The organism is Longitalea arenae (genome assembly GCF_016924755.1).
Lineage (GTDB): Bacteria > Bacteroidota > Bacteroidia > Chitinophagales > Chitinophagaceae > Niastella > Niastella arenae.
In genome coordinates this window covers 193,729-212,830 of record NZ_JAFFJX010000002.1, presented here as the reverse complement: position 1 = coordinate 212,830, position 19,102 = coordinate 193,729, and the positions used below count along the sequence as shown (strand labels likewise).

Genomic DNA, 19,102 nt, shown 5'->3' with positions numbered 1-19,102 from the left:
CTGTGGCTGGACTTAGTACCGGAAGGGTTTGTGGCGTATGGTTTCGAGCTCGAAACAGGGCTCCAGGAGTTTGTGGTGTATGATTAATAGTTTGAAATGGGTCATTAATAGTTTGAAATGGGTCGTTAATAGTTTTTAGCGTACCATTTCAAACTCTTACCGGAGGCTTACCCCACAAGCTGTGGCAGTGGCATTTAGGTTCATCGATCCTGTCTTCCAAGACCTTAGCTTAGCAGGGATATAATTATTGAAAAGAGAAGGGCCGGCGTATCGCCGGCCCTTTATTATAACATTAGAGTTCGTTCTTACTTGGAAACCTGGAATTTTCCGGAATCAACCACTTTACCGTTCTTGTCTTTCAACTGGAAAATATAAATGCCGCGGTAAAAATCGTTGAGGTTAACCGTGGTTTTTGGTGAAACGTTCGTGATCTCCTGTACTTTTTTGCCGATAAAATTAAATATCTGCAGGTTGAGCGATTTATCGTAGCCGCGTTGAAAATCAAATGTGATAAACGAAGTGGCAGGGTTAGGGTAGAACTTTACAATAGTGGGCGCAGGTTCTCCTCCGGGAGCTCTTTCCTGGCTTTTCACTTGTAAGGCCGATAAAAGGATGATGGACAATGCGTAAAAAATCTTCATGCACGATGATATTTTACAGTGATTGAACAAGATATTCCCTTTTAGCCAAAATTACAACTCCTTTAGCAATAAACCTGCTGATTATAGGGGAATCCGCTTACATATTTGTTCACAAACAAGTTTTTAATACTATTTTAATTGATTATAATCAATCAATTGCCGTCAAAGTTTTCTGGATAGCCTCGAAATCGGGCAGTTCTCCAGCCTTTTCCAGCACTTGTTCATAACGGACCATTCCCTGCCGGTCAATCACAAACGAGGCTCGTTTTGAAACCCCTTTCATGTTATAACTAAATTCGTCGTACAAGGCGTTATACAATTTAGATACCTCTTTATTAAAATCGCTTAACAGGGGAAAGTTAAAACCCTGCTCTTCCCTGAACTTTGCCAGCGTGTATAATGAGTCTACACTAATGCCCAATACCTGTGCATCCATATTATTAAATAAGCTCATGTTATCACGTACGTAACAAAGCTCTTTGGTGCAAACGCTGCTAAAGGCCAGGGGGTAAAATAACAACACTACTTTTTTGCCTTTGAAATCGTGCAGACTTACGGGATTTTTTGCGGAATCGTATAGGGTAAAGTCGGGTGCTGAATGCATAATGTGATAATTTGCTGATGTGCTAATTTGCTAATGTGCTGATGGAAATACAATGATTTCCCAACCCGCTGCAAGGTAGTCAATTAGCGCATTGAATCTTGTTTTGGTGGTTGGTTCTTTCGAATAATGTGATGTAAACCGGAACGCCACAAATTAGCACATCAGCTAATCAGTTGATCAGCACATTACGTTTTTCAGTTTGTCGCCAGCGAAAGTATGTTCTTCTGAAGTTCAATGTACCGTTTATAGAACCTTCGCAATGGTTCGTATTGCGGATCGCGGAACGACAAATCCGTCAGTCCGTTGCCAACGGTAACATATTGTATCAGCATGTCGTGGTCGAAAAAAAATACTTCGCCATGTTTAATTTCATCTTCGTAATAAGAAAGAAAATCTGTTTCATACAGCTCCATACAGATCAACCGGCCGCGGTTCATATAATAGGTCTCAGTATATTCCAGGGAATCAATCCGGTAGCGAACTTCAAAAACAATGATATTATTATTGTGCGTGGTATAATACCAGGTTTCCTTCAGCGGTTCGTCTTTCCGCAGAATTTTATTCAGGTAAAAAGTACGTTGCGTTTTGAGGGAAATGCTGTCGGTTTCATGGATCACCTGATCGATATTCGTTCGCCAGTCATACCTGCTTTGGGTAAACGCAGTAGGAGAAAAACTAAGGGCAACAATGGCCATGATCATTGTTAAAGCCAGTCCGTTTGGTTGCTGCGGACGACGGGATGTCTGTATCGCTGCCGGGATTCTCATGTTTATTAAATTTAAGATTTTATCAGCGAATAATAATTACCGAACTCGAAAAAATGTATGGGATCCGTTTTCGGGGGCAGGATGATATTGGAGATTACAATTGGTTGCACAAAAAGGAAAAGGGTTCGCAGGAGAAGAAATAGCTACCATCTGTATTACAATAAGTGTACCCGGAAACAGGGTTTGTACTGTTTGCATGACAGATAATTTCTAAATTCCAACAAACGTTTGCGTGTTTGTTTTGCGCAGCAGTTAATTATATTTGGTTGAAAGCCCTCTAAATCATAGCTGTTTAACGAGCATCACCCGCAAATCCTGATTGTATGATCCAGCAAAAGCCTGCCAACGCCAGCTGCATTTCCTTCTTAACGCTATTCGTAAAAGTGCAGGCAAGCGTTGCCTTCACTCCGGCAATGGGAATGACTGGCCGAAACTTATTGCAGGAAGGATTATCAGTTAAGCTGATCGGGAAAATAGCCGGTGGCTTGCTGCCTTCAGAAATGGCCGGGGCTGGTTATCAATATATAGTGCTTTATCATCTTTGGGCAGATGGCCGCAAGCCAGGGAATGAATTGCAGGCCCGCCCCCTTTGTTTTACCCCTCGTTCACAATCGCTCGCTGATGTGATACATAGTAAAGTACAAAAAACGGGAATCTATTCCCGTACTGCATTACCGGCCTGCGATGGTGTAACAGGCATTTATAATTTTGAGGAACGCAACCCCAAAACTTTATCGAAATGTGGAATCGCCTACCTCAAGTATGATTATTGTAATCGCGGGCGAAATGATGAACCATTTTAACCGCTATAACAAAAGGGGCGGAATTAGCAAAACGAACAGAGCATTGCTTTACCATACCACTTAATAATTGTATAACATTGGTTGGTTTTCTTTGCGTCGACTTTGTAAAACATGGAACTCCCACTAAACGATACCGCGTTATGGAAATTGGCTGTAGCCGAGCAGGAAGTTTCAGGGCCTGCTACCCAAACGGTTGAGGCAGGTGCAGACCTGGCCAAAAAATTCAACCGCATATTCGTAGCAACGAAAGACCGGCTCTACCATTTTGTTTGGAAGCTTACACGGCACGAAACAGACGCCAAAGACATTATTCAGAACTGCTACGCACGGCTCTGGCAAAAGATAGCTACCGTGGATGATAGCAGCGACGTACTGCCCTTGCTGTTCACCTATGCCCGCAATGCCGTTATCGACCACCTGCGGAAAAAAACAAGGCAGCGGCAATTGATCAGCCAGCTGCAACAGGATAACACCCCGCCGGATGCGATAGCTCCGCCTGAACATCTTATACATTATAAAGAGCGCTTGCAGCAACTACAATCCTCCATCGACCTGTTGCCGGCCAGGCGAAAAGAAATCTTCACCCTGGTTAAACAGGAAGGACTCTCACCCAAAATAGTAGCCGACCAATTAGGCATCTCGCCCGCCACCGTTGAAAAGCAGATCGGGTTGTCGTTGAAATTCCTGCGAAAAGAAATGGATATTAGTTAGTTATTGAATCTTTCCGTTGTTCAGGGATCAGTAGAAGGGCAGATAGCTCATGAACTTAATAACAAATAACTAAAAAAACTTGCCTTCCCCTTACCGGTTCTGCTCAGTTCGTTCGTGATAGCAGGTAAATACAGCTTTACTGTTATTTGCATGGACAAACATTTACTGGAGAAATTTCTAAAAGGGGAATGTTCTGCTGACGAAGCAGCCCGGGTGCAGCAATGGATTGATCAAAACCCGCAAGCGTTTGATGAATATCTGCAGGGCATATGGCAGGAACCTGTTGCCGAACTCATGCCCGAAGCCATGGAAAAGGCCATCTTGCAGGAAGCGGCTACCTGGCCTGGTTACCAGCAGGCGCCTCAACGGTGGGCTGTTTATCGCTGGTTATATTGGGCGGCCGCTGCGGCCGTTATAATCGCGTTCGCGGCTTGGTGGTTATTGGCGCCGCCACCATCCAGCTCCAGCAAACAGCTTGCGCAATCAGTGATCATTTCAGTTCCTGCCGGTAAAACCACCCGCTACGTTTTGCCCGATCACAGCGTCGTGTGGTTAAAAGCGAATAGCCGCCTGGTGGTAGATACCCAAATGTACAAGCAGGCCACCCGTAGGGTAGAACTTATTGCGGGCGAAGCGTTCTTCGAGGTGCAAAAAGACCCTGCCCATCCTTTCATTGTTGAAAACGGACCCGTACAAACTCAGGTACTGGGCACCTCTTTCAGTGTGCAAACCGGGCCGGCGGGTGAAACGGTAAAGGTCACTGTGGCTACCGGTAAAGTAGCCGTAAGCCACCAGCAAAAACAACTCGATATATTACTGCCGGGTAAACAGATCAGTGTAAAAGCAACTACAGGCGCATATACCAAAAGCACGGTGCCCCGCTGGCTGGCAGCCGTTTGGAAAGAGAACGAACTGCAGTTGAACAACGCCCCGTTCAGCGAACTGCAGCTGGCGATGGAGCAGTTATACGGCATCCACCTGCAAACCGGTAGCGGGGCGGTAGCAGCGCAGCATTACAACATTAAGTTAGGGAGAAATACGCCAGTACAGGAGGTAATAGAGGTGCTGGCATTATTGGATCGTCATCAATATAAAAAAATAGATTCCGTTACCTGGTCATTATACTAGTTCACAGTTATTGGGCTGCCGCTAAAACAAACAGGACACAGGATTAGGCCCCTGTATCCTGCTAATGGTAGCAACTATTTACTACTAAAAAACAAGTTTCGAAATTATGAAAAAAAAGATTCCTGAACAGCGCTGTTTAGGTTACCATCACTGGCTGCTTACGTTGGTATTTTCTATGGTATTTGGTGTAGCCGCTCAGGCGCAAACCGTCTTGCAATCAAAAGTGACCATTAGTTTCCACGAGCAGTCGCTCGACAAAGCGCTGCAACAGTTACAGAAAAGTACCGGCATCAATTTCGCTTATACGCAGGACGATGTACAATCATTCAAGGTGCCCAGAATGTCTTTTACCAATGAGCCTCTTGAAAATGTATGTAAGCAGTTATTTAAGAACACCGCCCTCTCATTTAAAGAGTTCAGCGGTTATATTGTGATCACCCGGCCGGTACCGGCGGCGCCTGCCGTAAAAAAACCAACTGGTGTATTCATAACGGGCATTATTACCGATGCGGAAACAAAAGAAGCTTTACCTGGTGTGAACATATTAGTACAGCGTACCATGAAGGGCGTTATGAGTAAAGAAGACGGGTCCTTTGTTATTGAAGCGCAACCCGGCGATAACCTGCTTTTTACATATACCGGTTATGAATCTGTTCGCGAACCGGTTGGCGCCCGTACAAACTTCGCCATAGCCCTAAAGCGTACAGGCGCAATGGGCGAAGTGGTGGTCCTGGGCTTTGGTCAAACGCAGAAGAAGATCGCCCAAACGGGCGCCATCGCCTCCCTTAGCACGAAAGAGATCAAACAGAGTCCGGCCGCAAATATTGCCAATGCATTGACCGGTCGCTTACCGGGTTTGATATCGGTGCAACGTTCCGGCGAGCCGGGCGCTGATAATCCCGAGATGTATATCAGGGGCAGGGCTACCTTCAACAGCACGGCGCCGCTCTTGACCATCGATGGGGTTGAAAAAGATCCCAACCTGGTTGATCTGTCGGTACTTGACCCGAATGAAGTAGAAAGTATCACCATTCTGAAAGATGCATCGGCTACGGCCTTGTATGGCGTAAAAGGCGCTAACGGCGTAATTATTGTAAAAACGCGGCGGGGCACAGCAGGCAAACCCAGGATCAATACCAGTGTGCAAAGTTCTGTTCAGTCCGCAACCCGCATTCCGAAATACCTCGATTCCTATCATTTTGCGTTGCTGGCCAATGAGGCGTATAAGAACGATAATCCAAATGGAACGCTGCTGCCTTATTCAGAGGAAGCCCTGGAGGCTTATGCATCCGGTTCAGACCCCTATAAATATCCGAATGTTGACTGGATGCATGAAATGCTGAAACCGGCACAAATGACCAGGGCCAATTTCAATATCAGTGGTGGTTCACCCATGGTGAAATATTTTGTGAACGCAGGCTATACCCAGCAGAACGGCTTGTATAAAGCAGCAAAAAATGATCAGTACGATGCCAATCTGAAATATCGCCGGTATAATTTCCGCTCCAATATCGATATAGACTTTGACAGGGATTTTTCAGTAGGACTTAGTTTGTTTGGCGCAATTGAAGACCAGAACACGCCGAATATAAACACCGATGTGATATTTAATTACCTGGGAAAAACCCCACCGAATGCCTACCCCATACAATATCCGAATGGTTTTTATGGTGGTACCACCCGCGGCAATCCCTTTGCGCTGGTGAACACAACGGGATACAGGCAGTATTTCAATTCCTCTTTATCAGGGATGTTCACGGCTATCCGGAAACTCGATTTTGTAACGCCTGGTTTGTTTGTCAAGGGAAACTTTTCTTTCGACGGCTATTCCAGGGCCGCTTTTATCAGGAGCAAGGAAATGAGAACGGCATTGTATAAAGGCAGTGGCGATTACTATGATACATCGAGTTATTCGTTCTCCGGCGCCGATGCACCGCTCAAAGCGCCTGAAAGCGAGTTTACCCAGAACCGCAGTACCTGGCTGGATCTTTCTGTGAATTATGAACGCAGTTTCGGCAAGCATAATATTACGGCCCTGCTGCTGGCCAACCGCCAGCAACAGGTAATAGGCGGAACCATCCCCTATGTAACGCAGGGACTGGTGGCGAGAGTAACCTGGAATTTGAACAATAAATATTTTGGGGAATTAAATGCAGGCTACAATGGCACCGACAATTTTGCAAAAGACAGGCGCTATGGCTTTTTTCCCGCGGTGTCTGCCGGTTGGGTGATCTCTAAAGAAGCTTTCCTGCAAAATAATGCCGTGCTCGATTTTCTGAAACTTAGAGCATCCTATGGGTTGACCGGTAATCATCAGCTGGGCAACCGGCGCTGGCTGTTCATTTCAGAATACGTAAGCGGCCCCGGTTATAGTTTTGGCACCGACCAGTTAACGGCTATCCCCGGCCGCCAGGAAGGCGCTATGTCGAACCCTGATGTTACCTGGGAAAAAGCGCGTAAGCTGAATATTGGCCTGGAAGCAAGATTATGGAACAGCCTGTTGAACCTTACTGTAGATGTCTTCCGCGAAAAGCGCAATGATATCCTTATCACCCGCGGCATCATCCCTGATCTTTTAGGAGTAAGTCCCGGCAACCTGACGCCGGCCAATATGGGCGTGATTGTAAACCGGGGCATTGACCTCGAGCTCACGCATAACAACCGTATTGGTAATGTGATGTATTCGCTGCGGGCAAACGGTTCTTTCGCAAGGAACAAAGTATTGTTCAGAGACGAGATCAGTTACCCCTATGATTACCTGCGCACGACGGGGCACCCGATCGGACAGGAGTTCGGTTTCACGGCCATCGGTTTCTTTAACAGTAAAGAAGAAATAGCGAACAGTCCGCGCCAGTTCGGCAACCTGATCCCCGGCGATCTGAAATACAAAGACCTGAATGAGGATAATGTCATCGATAACAATGATAAAGGACCGATCGGTAAAAGTACCGTACCCGAATTCTTGCACGGCTTTTCCGGCAGCGTAAGCTGGAAGAACTTCGATGTAAGCGTACTGTTCCAGGGAGCAGGTAATTACACCGTACGTTTTAGTCATGAAGGCGCCTGGGAATTTTATAATGGCGCAAAAGTCATGGAGCAGCACCTGGGCCGGTGGACGCCAGAAACAGCTGCCACGGCCAGCTATCCGGCATTACACTATGGTCAAAACACCAATAATCACCAGGAAAATTCATCGTTCTTTTTGAAGGATGCCACCTACCTGCGGTTAAAGAATATTGAGATCGGGTATACTTTCAAAAAACTGCAGATCGGCAGGTTCACCGGTATTTCATCATTACGGTTATATGCCAACGGCATGAACCTGTATACCTGGGACCGCATGGGCAATGGCAGTTTTGATCCCGAGGCGCCCAGTGGTAAAGGTTTCTTTTATCCGCAGCTGCGGGTAGTGAATTTCGGAGTGTCTGCAGATTTTTAAGTTGTAAGCAATCAATACAATTAACATCAAACTACAGCAATGCGATACAGAAAATATATATGGATGCTTGGCTGCCTGGTGCTTACCGGCATGACAGCCTGTAAAAAAGTGAATTCCTACCTCGATAAAGCGGAATCGGGCGGAATAACCGAAAAGGAATTGTTCAATGATTATGTACAGACAGATGCTTTTCTGGCCAATATATATGCCACCGGTATCGGTGCGGGAGACTGGATGCCGGTATATTCATTTACGTATGCGGCCGCCTGTGATGAAGCCAAATGCCCCTATACCTTTAATTATGGCACTATTAACTTTACGAGTGGCCTTATTTCACCTACGAATAATCCTATAGATATCTGGGCTAAGTCTTACCAGAATATCAGGAAAGCGAATATTTTCCTGCAAAATATTGATGCATTGCCGGTGAACGATGCCAGGCAGGAAGCCGGTAAATACCGGATGAAAGGGGAAGCGCTGTTTTTACGGGCCTTCTTTTACGAAGAGTTGTACAAACGATACGGGGGCGTGCCGCTGATCGAAAAACCGCTCACGATAGATGAGGACCTGCAAATACCCCGTAATAGTGAAGATGAAGTGGTTGAATTCATCGTAAGGGATTGTGACAGTGCGGCCGCTTTATTACCGCTTGTACATAGTAGCGAACACCTTGGCCGGGCTACCAGGGGCGCTGCTTTAATGCTGAAGTCGCGTTTGTTATTATATGCAGCCAGTCTCTTGCATAACCCGGAGAACAAGCTGGACAAATGGCAGCAGGCGGCCGATGCTGCCAGAGCGGTGATGGAGCTGAATGTATATCGCCTGGATGACAATTATAAAACCCTTTTTCATACCCGTACTTCGCCGGAGGTGATCTTTCAAAGCACTGTGAACCAGGTTTGGAAGGTGGTAAGCGATGACTGGGTGCGCCATACCCAGCCGCCCAGCCAGGGCGGGGGATGGGGCAACCTGCAGCCTCTGCAAAACATGGTTGATGAATATGAAATGAGCAATGGTAAGTATATCACTGATCCGGGTTCAGGCTACGATCCTGCCAACCCCTATGTTGGCCGCGATCCCCGCTTTCATCAGTCGATCATTTATAACGGCCGTAAATGGGCAGGCGCCACCATTAATACCTATGTGGGAAGTGGTGTAGATGGATTGAATTACAACAATGCGGCTACGAAAACCGGTTATTATGTGGCCAAACTGCTCGATGAAAATGCCACCCTGATCACATCGTATAAACCTGGCAGCCATTACTGGGTATTCATGCGTTATGCCGAGGCGCTGTTGAATTATGCAGAAGCGCAGAATGAAGCATTGGGCGCGCCTGACCAAACGGTGTATGATGCGGTGAACCAGGTACGCGACCGTAAGAACGTAAAAATGCCGCCCTTGCCTGCCGGCTTATCGAAAGAAGAAATGCGTCAACGCATCCGCCATGAACGCCGGGTAGAACTGGCCTTTGAAGCCCATCGCTTCTGGGACTTGCGGCGCTGGCGCATTGGTACCCAGGAAGGCACTACTGCCTATGGCATGCGCATCACCAAAAGCGGCAACCTGTTTAAGTACGAAAAATTCCTGTTAGAGAACCGGGTATACCGGCCTGCATTCGACCTCTTTCCCATTCCGCAAAAAGAGCGGGAAAAAGATAAGGCGTTAACCCAGAATCCGGATTATTGAGTGTCCTGGTGTCGCAGAACTATTTGATCTTTTTTATAAAAGTTTTCATGAAAACGCAGTGGGTGTAACCCTGCTGTGTTTTCATGCGTCTGTAATTTGAGCAAACGTTTGCGTAACATTTAATATACGATGCCTGCGTATTTTTATAGCGAAGCCAATATTCACCTTATATGCACCAACAACCAACAAGTAATAGCCGCCGCCATTTTATACAATCGCTTACCGGCCTGGGTGGCGCAACACTGGCAGGAAGTTTACTGCCTGCCACATTGCAGGCAAGATCGCCGCTGCTGACAGCTGCCAATCCCTCGGCCGGACATATATTTACCGCCAGCCCTTACCTGCAATATGCTGCACCGGGGTCAATGGTCGTCATGTTCATTACCAATCTGCTATCTTATAGCTGGGTTGAATATGGTGAAACCAGTTCGCTGGGACAAAAGGCGCACAGCGTTACCAATGGCCTGGTAGATGCGTACAACCGGGTAAACCGCATCCGGTTGAACAACCTGAAACCAGGAACGACCTATTACTACCGCGTGGTCTCAAAAGAAATTACTGGCTTCGAACCTTATAAGCTTACTTATGGCAATACGCTGGAAAGTGAGGTGTATTCTTTTACTACCCCGGCAGAGAACGGGAAAGCCATGCGTTGTTTAATTCTGAACGACATTCACGACAGGCCGCATTCCATTCCCCACCTGGTGCAAATGAATGGCGAAGAACCTTATGACTTTGTATTTTTTAACGGCGATATCTTCGATTATCAAACCAGCGAGCAGCAGATCGTTGATCATATGCTGCAACCCTGCATCAGCAGTTTCGCCAGTGCAAAACCTTTTATGTATGTGCGGGGAAACCATGAAACAAGGGGAAAGTTCAGCCGCGACCTGCATCATTATTTCTGCAATCCGCAAGGCAATCAATTTTATACATTCAGCTGGGGACCGGTGCATTTTACCGTGTTGGATACAGGCGAGGATAAAACAGATGATACGCCCGTGTATGCCGGTATAGTTGATTTTGACGCCTATCGCCGCGAACAACAGCAATGGTTGTCGGAAGTGATGCAAAGCCGCCCTTTTAAAAAAGCAAGCTTTAAAGTAGTGCTGATGCATATTCCGCCTTTTTATTCGGGCGACTGGCATGGCACCATGCATTGCCGCGAATTATTCAATCCGCTCTTTAACAAGTATCGCATCGATATGTGCATCAGCGGGCATACCCATAAATACGGGGTGCATCCACCGGTAAAAGAACAACACCAGTATCCCATTGTAATCGGCGGTGGTCCTAAAGAAGGACAGAGAACCCTTATAAGGCTGCATGCCGATGCCCGTAACTTACGGCTTACCATGCTCGATGATAGCGGTAAGGAGGTCGGAAATTATATGGTATCGAAATAAAAAGCGATTACTAAAATTTCGGGCATAACATTTTATACTCGCTGCTGTTATCGCGGTGCAGGAAGCCGATATAGCTCAGGGACAATTCGAAACCGCCCCGGCCCATACTGGCGGTTTTGAGCGGTGATACGTTCACGTCATAACTCAGGGCCGTAGACAGGTTGCCCCATTCGATCTTGATCACAGGTACCAGTGCATCTTTCCAGCGCAGGAACAAACCGCCGCTCAGTGTATACAGGGGATTGCCATCGAGGTCGCTGCCCAGGTTGTAGGAGTACAGGGCGCCACCGATGGTCTCTGAATAATTTGCCTGTACGGAATGATCGGCCTGCAGGGTCACCGCTGAAACATCATCCATCCGCCATTTGACGCCCACCGAACCAACATACTTGGGGCTTAGTTCAATACTGCGGTTGCGATAGAAGGAATTTTTCGGGCGGTTCAAATGGTGGTAAGCGAAACCTACAAACATACTGTTTGCCTGCTCTTCGCCAAAGGTGGTATTAAAGCTCATGCCCACACTGGCGTCCCAGGTACTGTAATTGGGTGTCAGGAAATTTTCGCCCGTGGGCAAACTGCCATCATAACCGCCACCCGAGTACTGGTTATCGGTAGTCATCTTGGTAACGTCAATGCTTTTGCGGATCAATCCGCCCATAAAACCCAGCGAGAGGTACATGGTCTTTTCATCGCTCAACGATTTATGGTAGTTGAGCGCAGGCAGAATATGCGTGGTGGTTAAGCCCACGGTACCGGCTTTGTCAAATACAGCCTGGATACCGGTGGTGATAAAATCGTTACCGACGCCTACGGGCATTTTGAGTTCAGCATTCAATGAGCCTGTTCTGTATGCATTGGTGATACTGTTCCACTGATCGCGGTAAACGCCCTGGATCCGGTAGTCGCCGGTATAAATGCCGGCCAGTGATGGATTGCGTAAAAGGGGCGCTTCGAAAAATTGTGAAAAATGTATATCCTGTCCTGTTGCCTGCAACATGGATAGGGACACTATAATGCCGGCAAAAATTCGTTTGCAGTTACGGCCGGTGATCATGATCGGGAAATTTAATGTTAATGTTTTTAATTACCGTACTAATGCCACATTGCCTTTAACAGGTACGATCGCAGCATTTTCACAAACAAACTCGATGATATATACATATACATCGGCACTGGCTGGTTTGCCTTTATAGGTTCCATCCCAGCCGCCAGTCGGGGTACGGTCATTTGCCATAAAATTCATTCTTTCATACACCATTTCACCCCAGCGATTGAAAATGCGCATGCTGTTTACACGCGTGAGGCCAACACCCCGGGGGGCGAAAATATCGTTCACGCCATCGCCGTTGGGTGAGAAAGTATTGGGTACAAAATAGTTCAATCCGTTACACACTACCGTTACGGTAACATCGGCTGAATTAGTACAACCATAGTGGTCTTCCACTTTCACATTATAGGTAGTGGTAAATTTCGGATTGGCATAGGGCGTGGGACAACGCGTACAGCTCAGGTTCTTGGCCGGTGACCAGGTGAAGTTCTCTACCTCATGCCCATATGTAACGGGCAGTATGACACCGGTTGTTACCGGTATTACCGGGTTGTCGTTCACGGTAACAGACGGTAAAGGCGGCACGAAGAGCTCTTTGCGGGCGCTGTCTGTACAACCAAAGGAGTTCGTGGCCTGCAGGAACATGGTATAGTCGCCGCTGTTCGGGAAACTCACCGAAATGTCTTTGGTTGACTGGTTGCCGGGTGTCCACTTCCAGGTAATGGCAGTATCGGGCACCCGCAGCATACCTCGCAGGTTGAGCGTGGCATTGATACAGCCAATGCTATCGCCTACTATATATGGATCGGGGGTGCGATAGACCCGTATGGTGTCGGTAATGGTTTTGGAACATCCCTGCTGGGTAGTTACGTTTTGTGAAACTATGAAGGTGCCCGGCCGACGGAAAAAGTGCGCAGGGTCCTGGTCGGAAGTAGTGGGGGAGCCATCGCCAAAATTCCAGGTGCGGCTTACCACGGGATCATTACCAATGGTATAATTCGTAAAGTATACGATACCGGAATCACAGAATTTTTTCCTGTCGACACCAAAGAATGGCTCAGCCCCGATGACCCGGATGGGCGGGCCGCTTACGCCGGCGATACAACCCTGGTTATCTAAATATTGAACAGAAGGGCTGTAGAAAGCCGGTGATTTATAAAAATGCTGGTAGGTGGTGGCCATGGAAGAATCCAGGGTGCCATCGCCAAAATGAACGGCAAATTTCATATCAGGAATTGGCTTCAGGGTGAAATCAACCAGTAATTCATTGCAGGCATCCAGCGGACTGTAATTAAACTGGGTAGCAGTTCCAGGATCATACACATGCACGTTCGCGCTGACTGAATCTTTGCAGCCGCCATACCCCGTTAAGATCAGCCAGGCCGTAAAGTCGCCATAAGCATTATAGAAATGCGTAGGATCCTGCAGGGTAGAGGTAGAGCCGTCCCCGAAGTTCCATTCAAAGGATTCGTAATGTTCACCTTTGAAGAAGAATTTGCTTTCGATGGGCGGACAAATAGTAAGCGTATCGCGAATATCAAAGGCAGGGATAGGCTTTAAAGTAGTGATATAATTGCTACGGGTTATTGAATCTTTACAGCCGCCGCGGTCGGTGATCACCAGTTTAACGGTATAGGCAGCATTGTTGCCTCCATAACTTAATGATGGGTTCTGCTGGGTGGAGGTGCTTCCATTGCCAAAATCCCAGAAATAGGTTAAGCCGGCGCCAACGGAAGCATCGGTGAACTGTACACTCGATGATGGACAAATGGTGTCATAATCCGACGTGAAATCGGTAACAAGTGTTGCAATGAACAGCGTGTCAGCCAGTTCTACTGAATCTGTACAGCCCATGGCATCTTCTACTATCAGCTTCGGAACAAATAGGCCTGTATCTGTGTATGGGTGAGTGAAAGGTGCATTTGTGAACGATTCTCTTTTACCATCCCCAAAATCGAAGGTCCATTTTACCAATGTACTCAAGGGAGATGATGAATTATCATTGAAGGTGATCGTTACATCTTTACAGCCACCGGCTGAAGCTGCCGTAAAATTGGTAACCGGCGCGGTTACATTCACTGCGTTCGATTTTACCAGTGTATCAGTACAGCCGTTGATATCTGTAATAACCAGCCCGATGCTATGCCAGCCTAAAACGCCTATATTGGCCCTATAATGCGCAGGGCCTGCTACGTAAGGTGCTCCGTCGATTGACCATTCATATTGGGAAATTAGCTGAGCTGAATTGGAAGAGATAATACTAAAATCGCCGCCTCTGCAAATGGGAGAGACATTTGTGAATGCTGCCTGTTCCTTAATCAATTTTACCGTTTCGGCAAATGTATGTGTACATGAACCGTTGGTTACAGTAAGGGTAACCGGGTATGTTCCGTATGCCGGAAATGTATGGGTGGGATTAGGGTCTGTAGAAGTGGTTCCATCGCCAAAGTTCCACGAATAGCTGATGGCACCATACGACGGGTCGGTTTTTGAAAGGTTGATAAAGTTAACATCCAAATTGTTACAATTAGGGCGAGGCGAAAAGCGGGCTATCGGGGGTTTTATATGGATCTGCTGGCCGGCGCCCTGAAAGGGGCAGCGGTTATTGAATGCAGTTAATTTAACGACAAAAGTACCCGAGTCGGTAAATAAATGCGTTGGATTTTTCTGGGTAGATGTACCGCCGTCACCGAATTGCCAGAACCAATCATCTACGGGTTGGGGGGTGAGGTCAGTAAATGATACTATTTCAGAAGCACAAACATCGGTGGCCGACATACTGAAGTTGGTTGCAGGCGGGGTGCCAACTTTTACCCCATCTCTTTCGGTAGCCGTTACCGTACAACCACCGGTAGTGGTAATGGTTAGTTTTATGTCGTAAGCGCCAGTGGAGGTATAGGTATGCGATGGGCTTGGATTTGTTCCCGTGATTACAGTGCCATCGCCAAAATCCCAGGAATAGGTAGCAATCCCATCCAATGCGGTAACAGTAGCGACGGGCGTATAGGTGTAGGGGACACAACCACCGGCCGGAACATTGTTGATCTTCACCGTGGGTGCTTCGATCTTTATCACCGCCTGTTTCGAAATTGCTACTTCGCAACCATTAGCATCGGTAAACGTGCCTTTTACAGTAAAATCGCCGGCTGCATTATACATATGATTCACAGGCGATCCTGTGCCACTTCCACCGTCGCCAAAATCCCATACCCATTTTACAATTGGCGTTGGTGAAGCATCTTCAAAAGTCACATTCAATGGAGGTTTACAAGCGACCCCATTCAATACTTTAAAATCTACAACCGGCGTCGATCGTACATGTACCTTTTTAATCGCTGAATCTATACAACCTGCATATGTATTGGTTAGCTTTACTGTAAAGTCACCTAACGCTGTGTAGGTAAAGCTTTCGTCTTTGCCGGTCTTTTGTATGCCATTGCCGAAATCCCAAACGCTTTTTTGCGGTGCTGCAGAACCATCATTTACAAAAAGTGCTGTTGCATTCTGGCAAACAGTATCAGGCCCTTTTATAGCGGTGGTTGGACCACCGAAAGTGACGGGTTTTGTAATAGTGCCCGAACAACCAAATTCACTGGTAGCTGTAAGCGTTACGTTATAGGTGGCGGCTGTGGCGTAAGAGGTGGTTGGATTGGGATCGGTTGAATTGCTGCCGTTGCCAAGGTCCCACTGAAAGGTCATATTGCCCGGGCCGCTGGATAGATTCTTGAACGTTATATTATTATAGGGCGCCTGGCAGGATTCCGGTTTGCTGTTATCGAATTCTGCCTTAACGCCGGAAACGATGCGTATCAATCTGTTTACGCTATAAACAGATCGGCAGCCTGTGCTGCTCGTAACTGTAAGTGAAACATTGTAAAAGCCGGTATTCGTATAGGTATGAGAAGGACTTTGCTCTGTGCTGGTAGCTCCATCACCAAAATTCCATTGCCACGACACAATATTGCCAGCCGTAGAAGTACTGCGATCTGTGAATTGTACAGTTACTGGTACACACCCGGTAGTGAAATTAGTAACAAAAGATGCCTGCGGTGATGGGTAAATAGTAATGAAATCTGTTTTTGTAATTCCAGTAGTGCCATCGGCATTGCGAACAACCAGCTTAACAGTGTAGGTGCCAGGTTGCGAATAAGTTACCACCGGATTTTGCGCATTTGATAAAGTGCCATTACCGAAATCCCAGTTCCAAAACTTGGGACTACCTGTGGTTAAGTCTTTAAAGGCAATCGCCAGCGGTGAGCACCCTGAGGTGGTGTTGGCGCTAAAGTCCGCTACCATGGGTTGCGCATATCCGTAAAGGGAGAATAACAGGCTAAATAGTAAGCAAAACCACGATCTGGTAAACGTTTGGTTCACAGAACGGAGCCATACCGGCAGGTGCATCCGGTTATCACAAGGTGCAAGGTCAAATTTACTCAAGTGCAAAACTGTTTTATGGTTTATAGGCTGCCTTACCCACAAGCATAGAATAACGAACTATGCAAACCTTGTTCCCGGTACATTATAACCATTGAACAGGCTATAACGTACGTACATGGTTTTGCATAACACAATAGATCAGTTCTTAACCAACTGGGGTAATAGGTTAATCTGGGGAATTCGGATCCTAGTCTGAAGTATTAAATAGGATATTCAGGGTGAAGCTTATCCGTTGATAAGTTGTCGGTTAAAAGGAGTGAGGTTGTTGTTTATTAACCTGGTTAACTTATGATACGAAAAAAATATAAGCGTCGTTGGGGATAAGGTGTTCCGGTTTTATTTTTTACGCAATGTGAGTACATTTACTCCATCAGGCGTTGTCATTTGCGCTTTCACATAATCCCAGTCAGTGTCTTTCAGTTTCCACACCCCATTCAGTTTTTTCAGCGGATCGGTAGCCGACGGAAAATCTGAAGTGATCGTATAATCCGACACATTGCCTACCCAGCTGCCTTCGGTGCTGGTACTGTTTATGGTTCCGGTCACCGTGCCATTTTCGTAAAACTTAAAAGAATAGTTCAGGAACTGATTCGAAATATTGTTATTGCCCTCTATATACTGTTCAACGATCCATTCTCCACTGGTCATGGCATCCATTACCATGTCCTGTGCTTTTTTCTCAAGCACTTTTTTACAAGACATAGTAATGAACAGGGCGAATATATACCCTGTGAGCATCAGAGGTTTTAATTTGTACATGGTTCCAACTGGGTCTGGTTACGGATATTAAAATTTGCAAATATCTTTGTATTTGTCAAGTAAATACCCTGTAAAATATTTAATATTTAGGGTTTCTCCGCATATATCTTTGCACAATTCCTCGCTGGTGAAGCGCCGCCCTTTTACGTGTACCGCCTCCCTTAGCCATTGCAGCAATGGTGCATTATTGCCTGCTTTTATTTGCTCATTCAGATCTGTAATTGACTGATTAGCACAAGCATAGAATTGAGCTGCATAGAAGCTGCCGAGGCTGTACGTAGGGAAATAGCCAAAACTTCCATGGCTCCAGTGCACGTCCTGCAGGCAGCCCATTTTGTCGCCGGGCACCTCAACTCCCATCCATTGCCGGTATTGGTCATTCCAGTAAGCGGGGATCTCTTTTACGCCCATGGCGCCTTCGATGAGCAGTTTTTCCAGCTCATACCTGATCATGATATGAAAATGGTAGGTAAGCTCATCCGCTTCGGTACGGATGAGCGAAGGCTGTACCTTATTAATACCTTTATAGAACTGTTCCACAGAAACCTTGCCCAACTGTTGCGGAAAATACTGCTGTAATACCGGCAACCAGCGTTCACAGAATGCGCGGCTGCGGCCTACGTGGTTTTCCCACAAACGGCTTTGCGATTCATGGATAGTATAAGAAGCAGGTTCACCCAGCGGTAGACCATAGGCGTTCAGCGGTAATCCCTGCTCATACAACGCGTGGCCCGCTTCATGAATACAGCTCCAGACCATATTGCTGAGATCATTTTCATCGATGCGCGTGGTAATGCGTACATCCTGGCTGTTGAAATTGGTAGTGAAAGGATGTTCAGAAATATCCTGGCGGCCGGCTTCCATATCATAGCCCAGTTCTTTTACTACCTGCAGGCCAAACTGCCATTGTTTGTCTTTATCAAAATGCTGGCGCAGGAAGCTGTCATCAACAGCAGGCTGGGCAGCAATTTTTCCCAACAGATCTTTCAGCGGTTGCTGAATGGCGGCAAATACGCCATCGAGTAACTGAACAGTGGCGCCTTTGTCGTGATCGTCCAACAATGCGTTATACGGGTGCTTTTCATAACCCAGCAGATCGGCTTCCTGTTTCTTCAATTCTATCAGCCGGCCCAGGTCATTGGCGAAAAGCGAAAAATCATTGGCTTTCCGGGCTTCCATCCAGCTATGGAAACTTTTATTCACCGCTTCGGCCATGGTGCGAACAAAAGAAGAAGTGAATTTCTTCTGTTTGGAATAATCCTGCCAGGTAAGTTCTACATTTCTTTTTTGCTCTGGTGATAATTGATCGCCTGCCAGTAACTGCTGTAACTGCGCACCCAGTTTTTCGTCGGTAAAATATTTATGGGCTATTTCAGAAAGGGTGGCGATCTGCTGACCACGCACAGGGGCGCCTTTGGGCGGAAGATATGTTTCCTGGTCCCATTGCAATACCGCAGCTGCGTAGCGCAGGTCGGCAATTGTTTGCATGCTCTTTATATATTCTTCGTATAAACCTTTATTCGCCGTGTTTGTCATACCCCAAAAGTTTAATAGTAATTCAGGTTGCGAAAATCGGTAAAACAATTGGCAATAGACAATAAACAATGGACAATATGCAATTGGCAATGATTGCCAATTTTCAGGCTTTCCTATAATCCGCGAACTTTTGT

At 46.7% G+C, this 19,102-nt stretch carries 13 protein-coding genes; 6 read left to right on the top strand and 7 right to left on the bottom strand.

The features are described from left to right. Positions 1 to 305 precede the first annotated feature (305 nt). The 3 genes from JT717_RS05885 to JT717_RS05875 form a co-directional block, all read right to left on the bottom strand. A complete protein-coding gene (locus JT717_RS05885; protein ID WP_205509271.1) occupies positions 306 to 641 on the bottom strand; it encodes a T9SS type A sorting domain-containing protein in 336 nt (111 codons plus the stop codon). A 148-nt stretch (positions 642 to 789) separates the two neighbouring features. Continuing rightward, entirely contained in the window at positions 790 to 1,245 is a 456-nt protein-coding gene (locus JT717_RS05880) for a peroxiredoxin (RefSeq protein ID WP_205509270.1), read from the bottom strand. A 194-nt stretch (positions 1,246 to 1,439) separates the two neighbouring features. Continuing rightward, complete coding sequence (locus JT717_RS05875) at positions 1,440 to 2,012, bottom strand: hypothetical protein (RefSeq protein WP_205509269.1); 573 nt, start codon at positions 2,010 to 2,012, stop codon at positions 1,440 to 1,442. 323 nt (positions 2,013 to 2,335) lie between these two features. Between JT717_RS05875 and JT717_RS05870 the strand changes: the two genes are divergently transcribed. The 6 genes from JT717_RS05870 (at position 2,336) to JT717_RS05845 (ending at position 11,188) form a co-directional block, all read left to right on the top strand. After that, the gene (locus JT717_RS05870; RefSeq protein ID WP_205509268.1) at positions 2,336 to 2,815 is read left to right on the top strand and encodes an alpha-amylase family protein; all 480 of its coding nucleotides are present in this window, start codon (positions 2,336 to 2,338) and stop codon (positions 2,813 to 2,815) included. Between the two features lie 111 nt (positions 2,816 to 2,926). Next, positions 2,927 to 3,526, top strand: a complete 600-nt coding sequence (locus JT717_RS05865) for an RNA polymerase sigma factor (protein WP_205509267.1) — start codon at positions 2,927 to 2,929, stop codon at positions 3,524 to 3,526. A gap of 150 nt (positions 3,527 to 3,676) precedes the next feature. Further along, the gene (locus JT717_RS05860; protein WP_205509266.1) at positions 3,677 to 4,654 is read left to right on the top strand and encodes a FecR family protein; all 978 of its coding nucleotides are present in this window, start codon (positions 3,677 to 3,679) and stop codon (positions 4,652 to 4,654) included. A gap of 106 nt (positions 4,655 to 4,760) precedes the next feature. Further along, complete coding sequence (locus JT717_RS05855; protein ID WP_205509265.1) at positions 4,761 to 8,093, top strand: TonB-dependent receptor; 3,333 nt, start codon at positions 4,761 to 4,763, stop codon at positions 8,091 to 8,093. Positions 8,094 to 8,132: 39 nt separating this feature from the next. Then, positions 8,133 to 9,782: a RagB/SusD family nutrient uptake outer membrane protein gene (locus tag JT717_RS05850; RefSeq protein ID WP_205509264.1), complete on the top strand. Its 1,650-nt coding sequence runs from the start codon at positions 8,133 to 8,135 to the stop codon at positions 9,780 to 9,782. 170 nt (positions 9,783 to 9,952) lie between these two features. Further along, positions 9,953 to 11,188, top strand: a complete 1,236-nt coding sequence (locus JT717_RS05845) for a purple acid phosphatase family protein (protein WP_205509263.1) — start codon at positions 9,953 to 9,955, stop codon at positions 11,186 to 11,188. Between the two features lie 10 nt (positions 11,189 to 11,198). On the opposite strand, the gene JT717_RS05840 is transcribed toward JT717_RS05845, so the two are convergent. From JT717_RS05840 to JT717_RS05825, 4 genes are all read right to left on the bottom strand, one after another. After that, complete coding sequence (locus tag JT717_RS05840) at positions 11,199 to 12,242, bottom strand: PorP/SprF family type IX secretion system membrane protein (RefSeq protein ID WP_205509262.1); 1,044 nt, start codon at positions 12,240 to 12,242, stop codon at positions 11,199 to 11,201. A 30-nt stretch (positions 12,243 to 12,272) separates the two neighbouring features. Beyond that, a complete protein-coding gene (locus tag JT717_RS28725; protein WP_205509261.1) occupies positions 12,273 to 16,673 on the bottom strand; it encodes a PKD domain-containing protein in 4,401 nt (1,466 codons plus the stop codon). A gap of 336 nt (positions 16,674 to 17,009) precedes the next feature. Then, positions 17,010 to 17,375, bottom strand: coding sequence for a hypothetical protein (locus JT717_RS05830; RefSeq protein WP_205509260.1), 366 nt, complete (start codon positions 17,373 to 17,375; stop codon positions 17,010 to 17,012). A gap of 84 nt (positions 17,376 to 17,459) precedes the next feature. Beyond that, positions 17,460 to 18,968 (bottom strand): carboxypeptidase M32, encoded by a 1,509-nt coding sequence (locus JT717_RS05825; protein WP_205509259.1) that lies wholly within the window; start codon positions 18,966 to 18,968, stop codon positions 17,460 to 17,462. Positions 18,969 to 19,102 lie beyond the last annotated feature (134 nt).

Bases quoted from the DNA above. Each gene is read 5' to 3' on its own strand.
- JT717_RS05870 (WP_205509268.1), top strand. From the start codon at position 2,336: ATGATCCAGCAAAAGCCTGCCAACGCCAGCTGCATTTCCTTCTTAACG.
- JT717_RS05845 (WP_205509263.1), top strand. From the start codon at position 9,953: ATGCACCAACAACCAACAAGTAATAGCCGCCGCCATTTTATACAATCG.
- JT717_RS05840 (WP_205509262.1), bottom strand. From the start codon at position 12,242: ATGATCACCGGCCGTAACTGCAAACGAATTTTTGCCGGCATTATAGTG.
- JT717_RS05875 (WP_205509269.1), bottom strand. From the start codon at position 2,012: ATGAGAATCCCGGCAGCGATACAGACATCCCGTCGTCCGCAGCAACCA.
- JT717_RS05865 (WP_205509267.1), top strand. From the start codon at position 2,927: ATGGAACTCCCACTAAACGATACCGCGTTATGGAAATTGGCTGTAGCC.
- JT717_RS05880 (WP_205509270.1), bottom strand. From the start codon at position 1,245: ATGCATTCAGCACCCGACTTTACCCTATACGATTCCGCAAAAAATCCC.
- JT717_RS05885 (WP_205509271.1), bottom strand. From the start codon at position 641: ATGAAGATTTTTTACGCATTGTCCATCATCCTTTTATCGGCCTTACAA.
- JT717_RS05855 (WP_205509265.1), top strand. From the start codon at position 4,761: ATGAAAAAAAAGATTCCTGAACAGCGCTGTTTAGGTTACCATCACTGG.
- JT717_RS05850 (WP_205509264.1), top strand. From the start codon at position 8,133: ATGCGATACAGAAAATATATATGGATGCTTGGCTGCCTGGTGCTTACC.
- JT717_RS05825 (WP_205509259.1), bottom strand. From the start codon at position 18,968: ATGACAAACACGGCGAATAAAGGTTTATACGAAGAATATATAAAGAGC.
- JT717_RS05860 (WP_205509266.1), top strand. From the start codon at position 3,677: ATGGACAAACATTTACTGGAGAAATTTCTAAAAGGGGAATGTTCTGCT.
- JT717_RS05830 (WP_205509260.1), bottom strand. From the start codon at position 17,375: ATGTCTTGTAAAAAAGTGCTTGAGAAAAAAGCACAGGACATGGTAATG.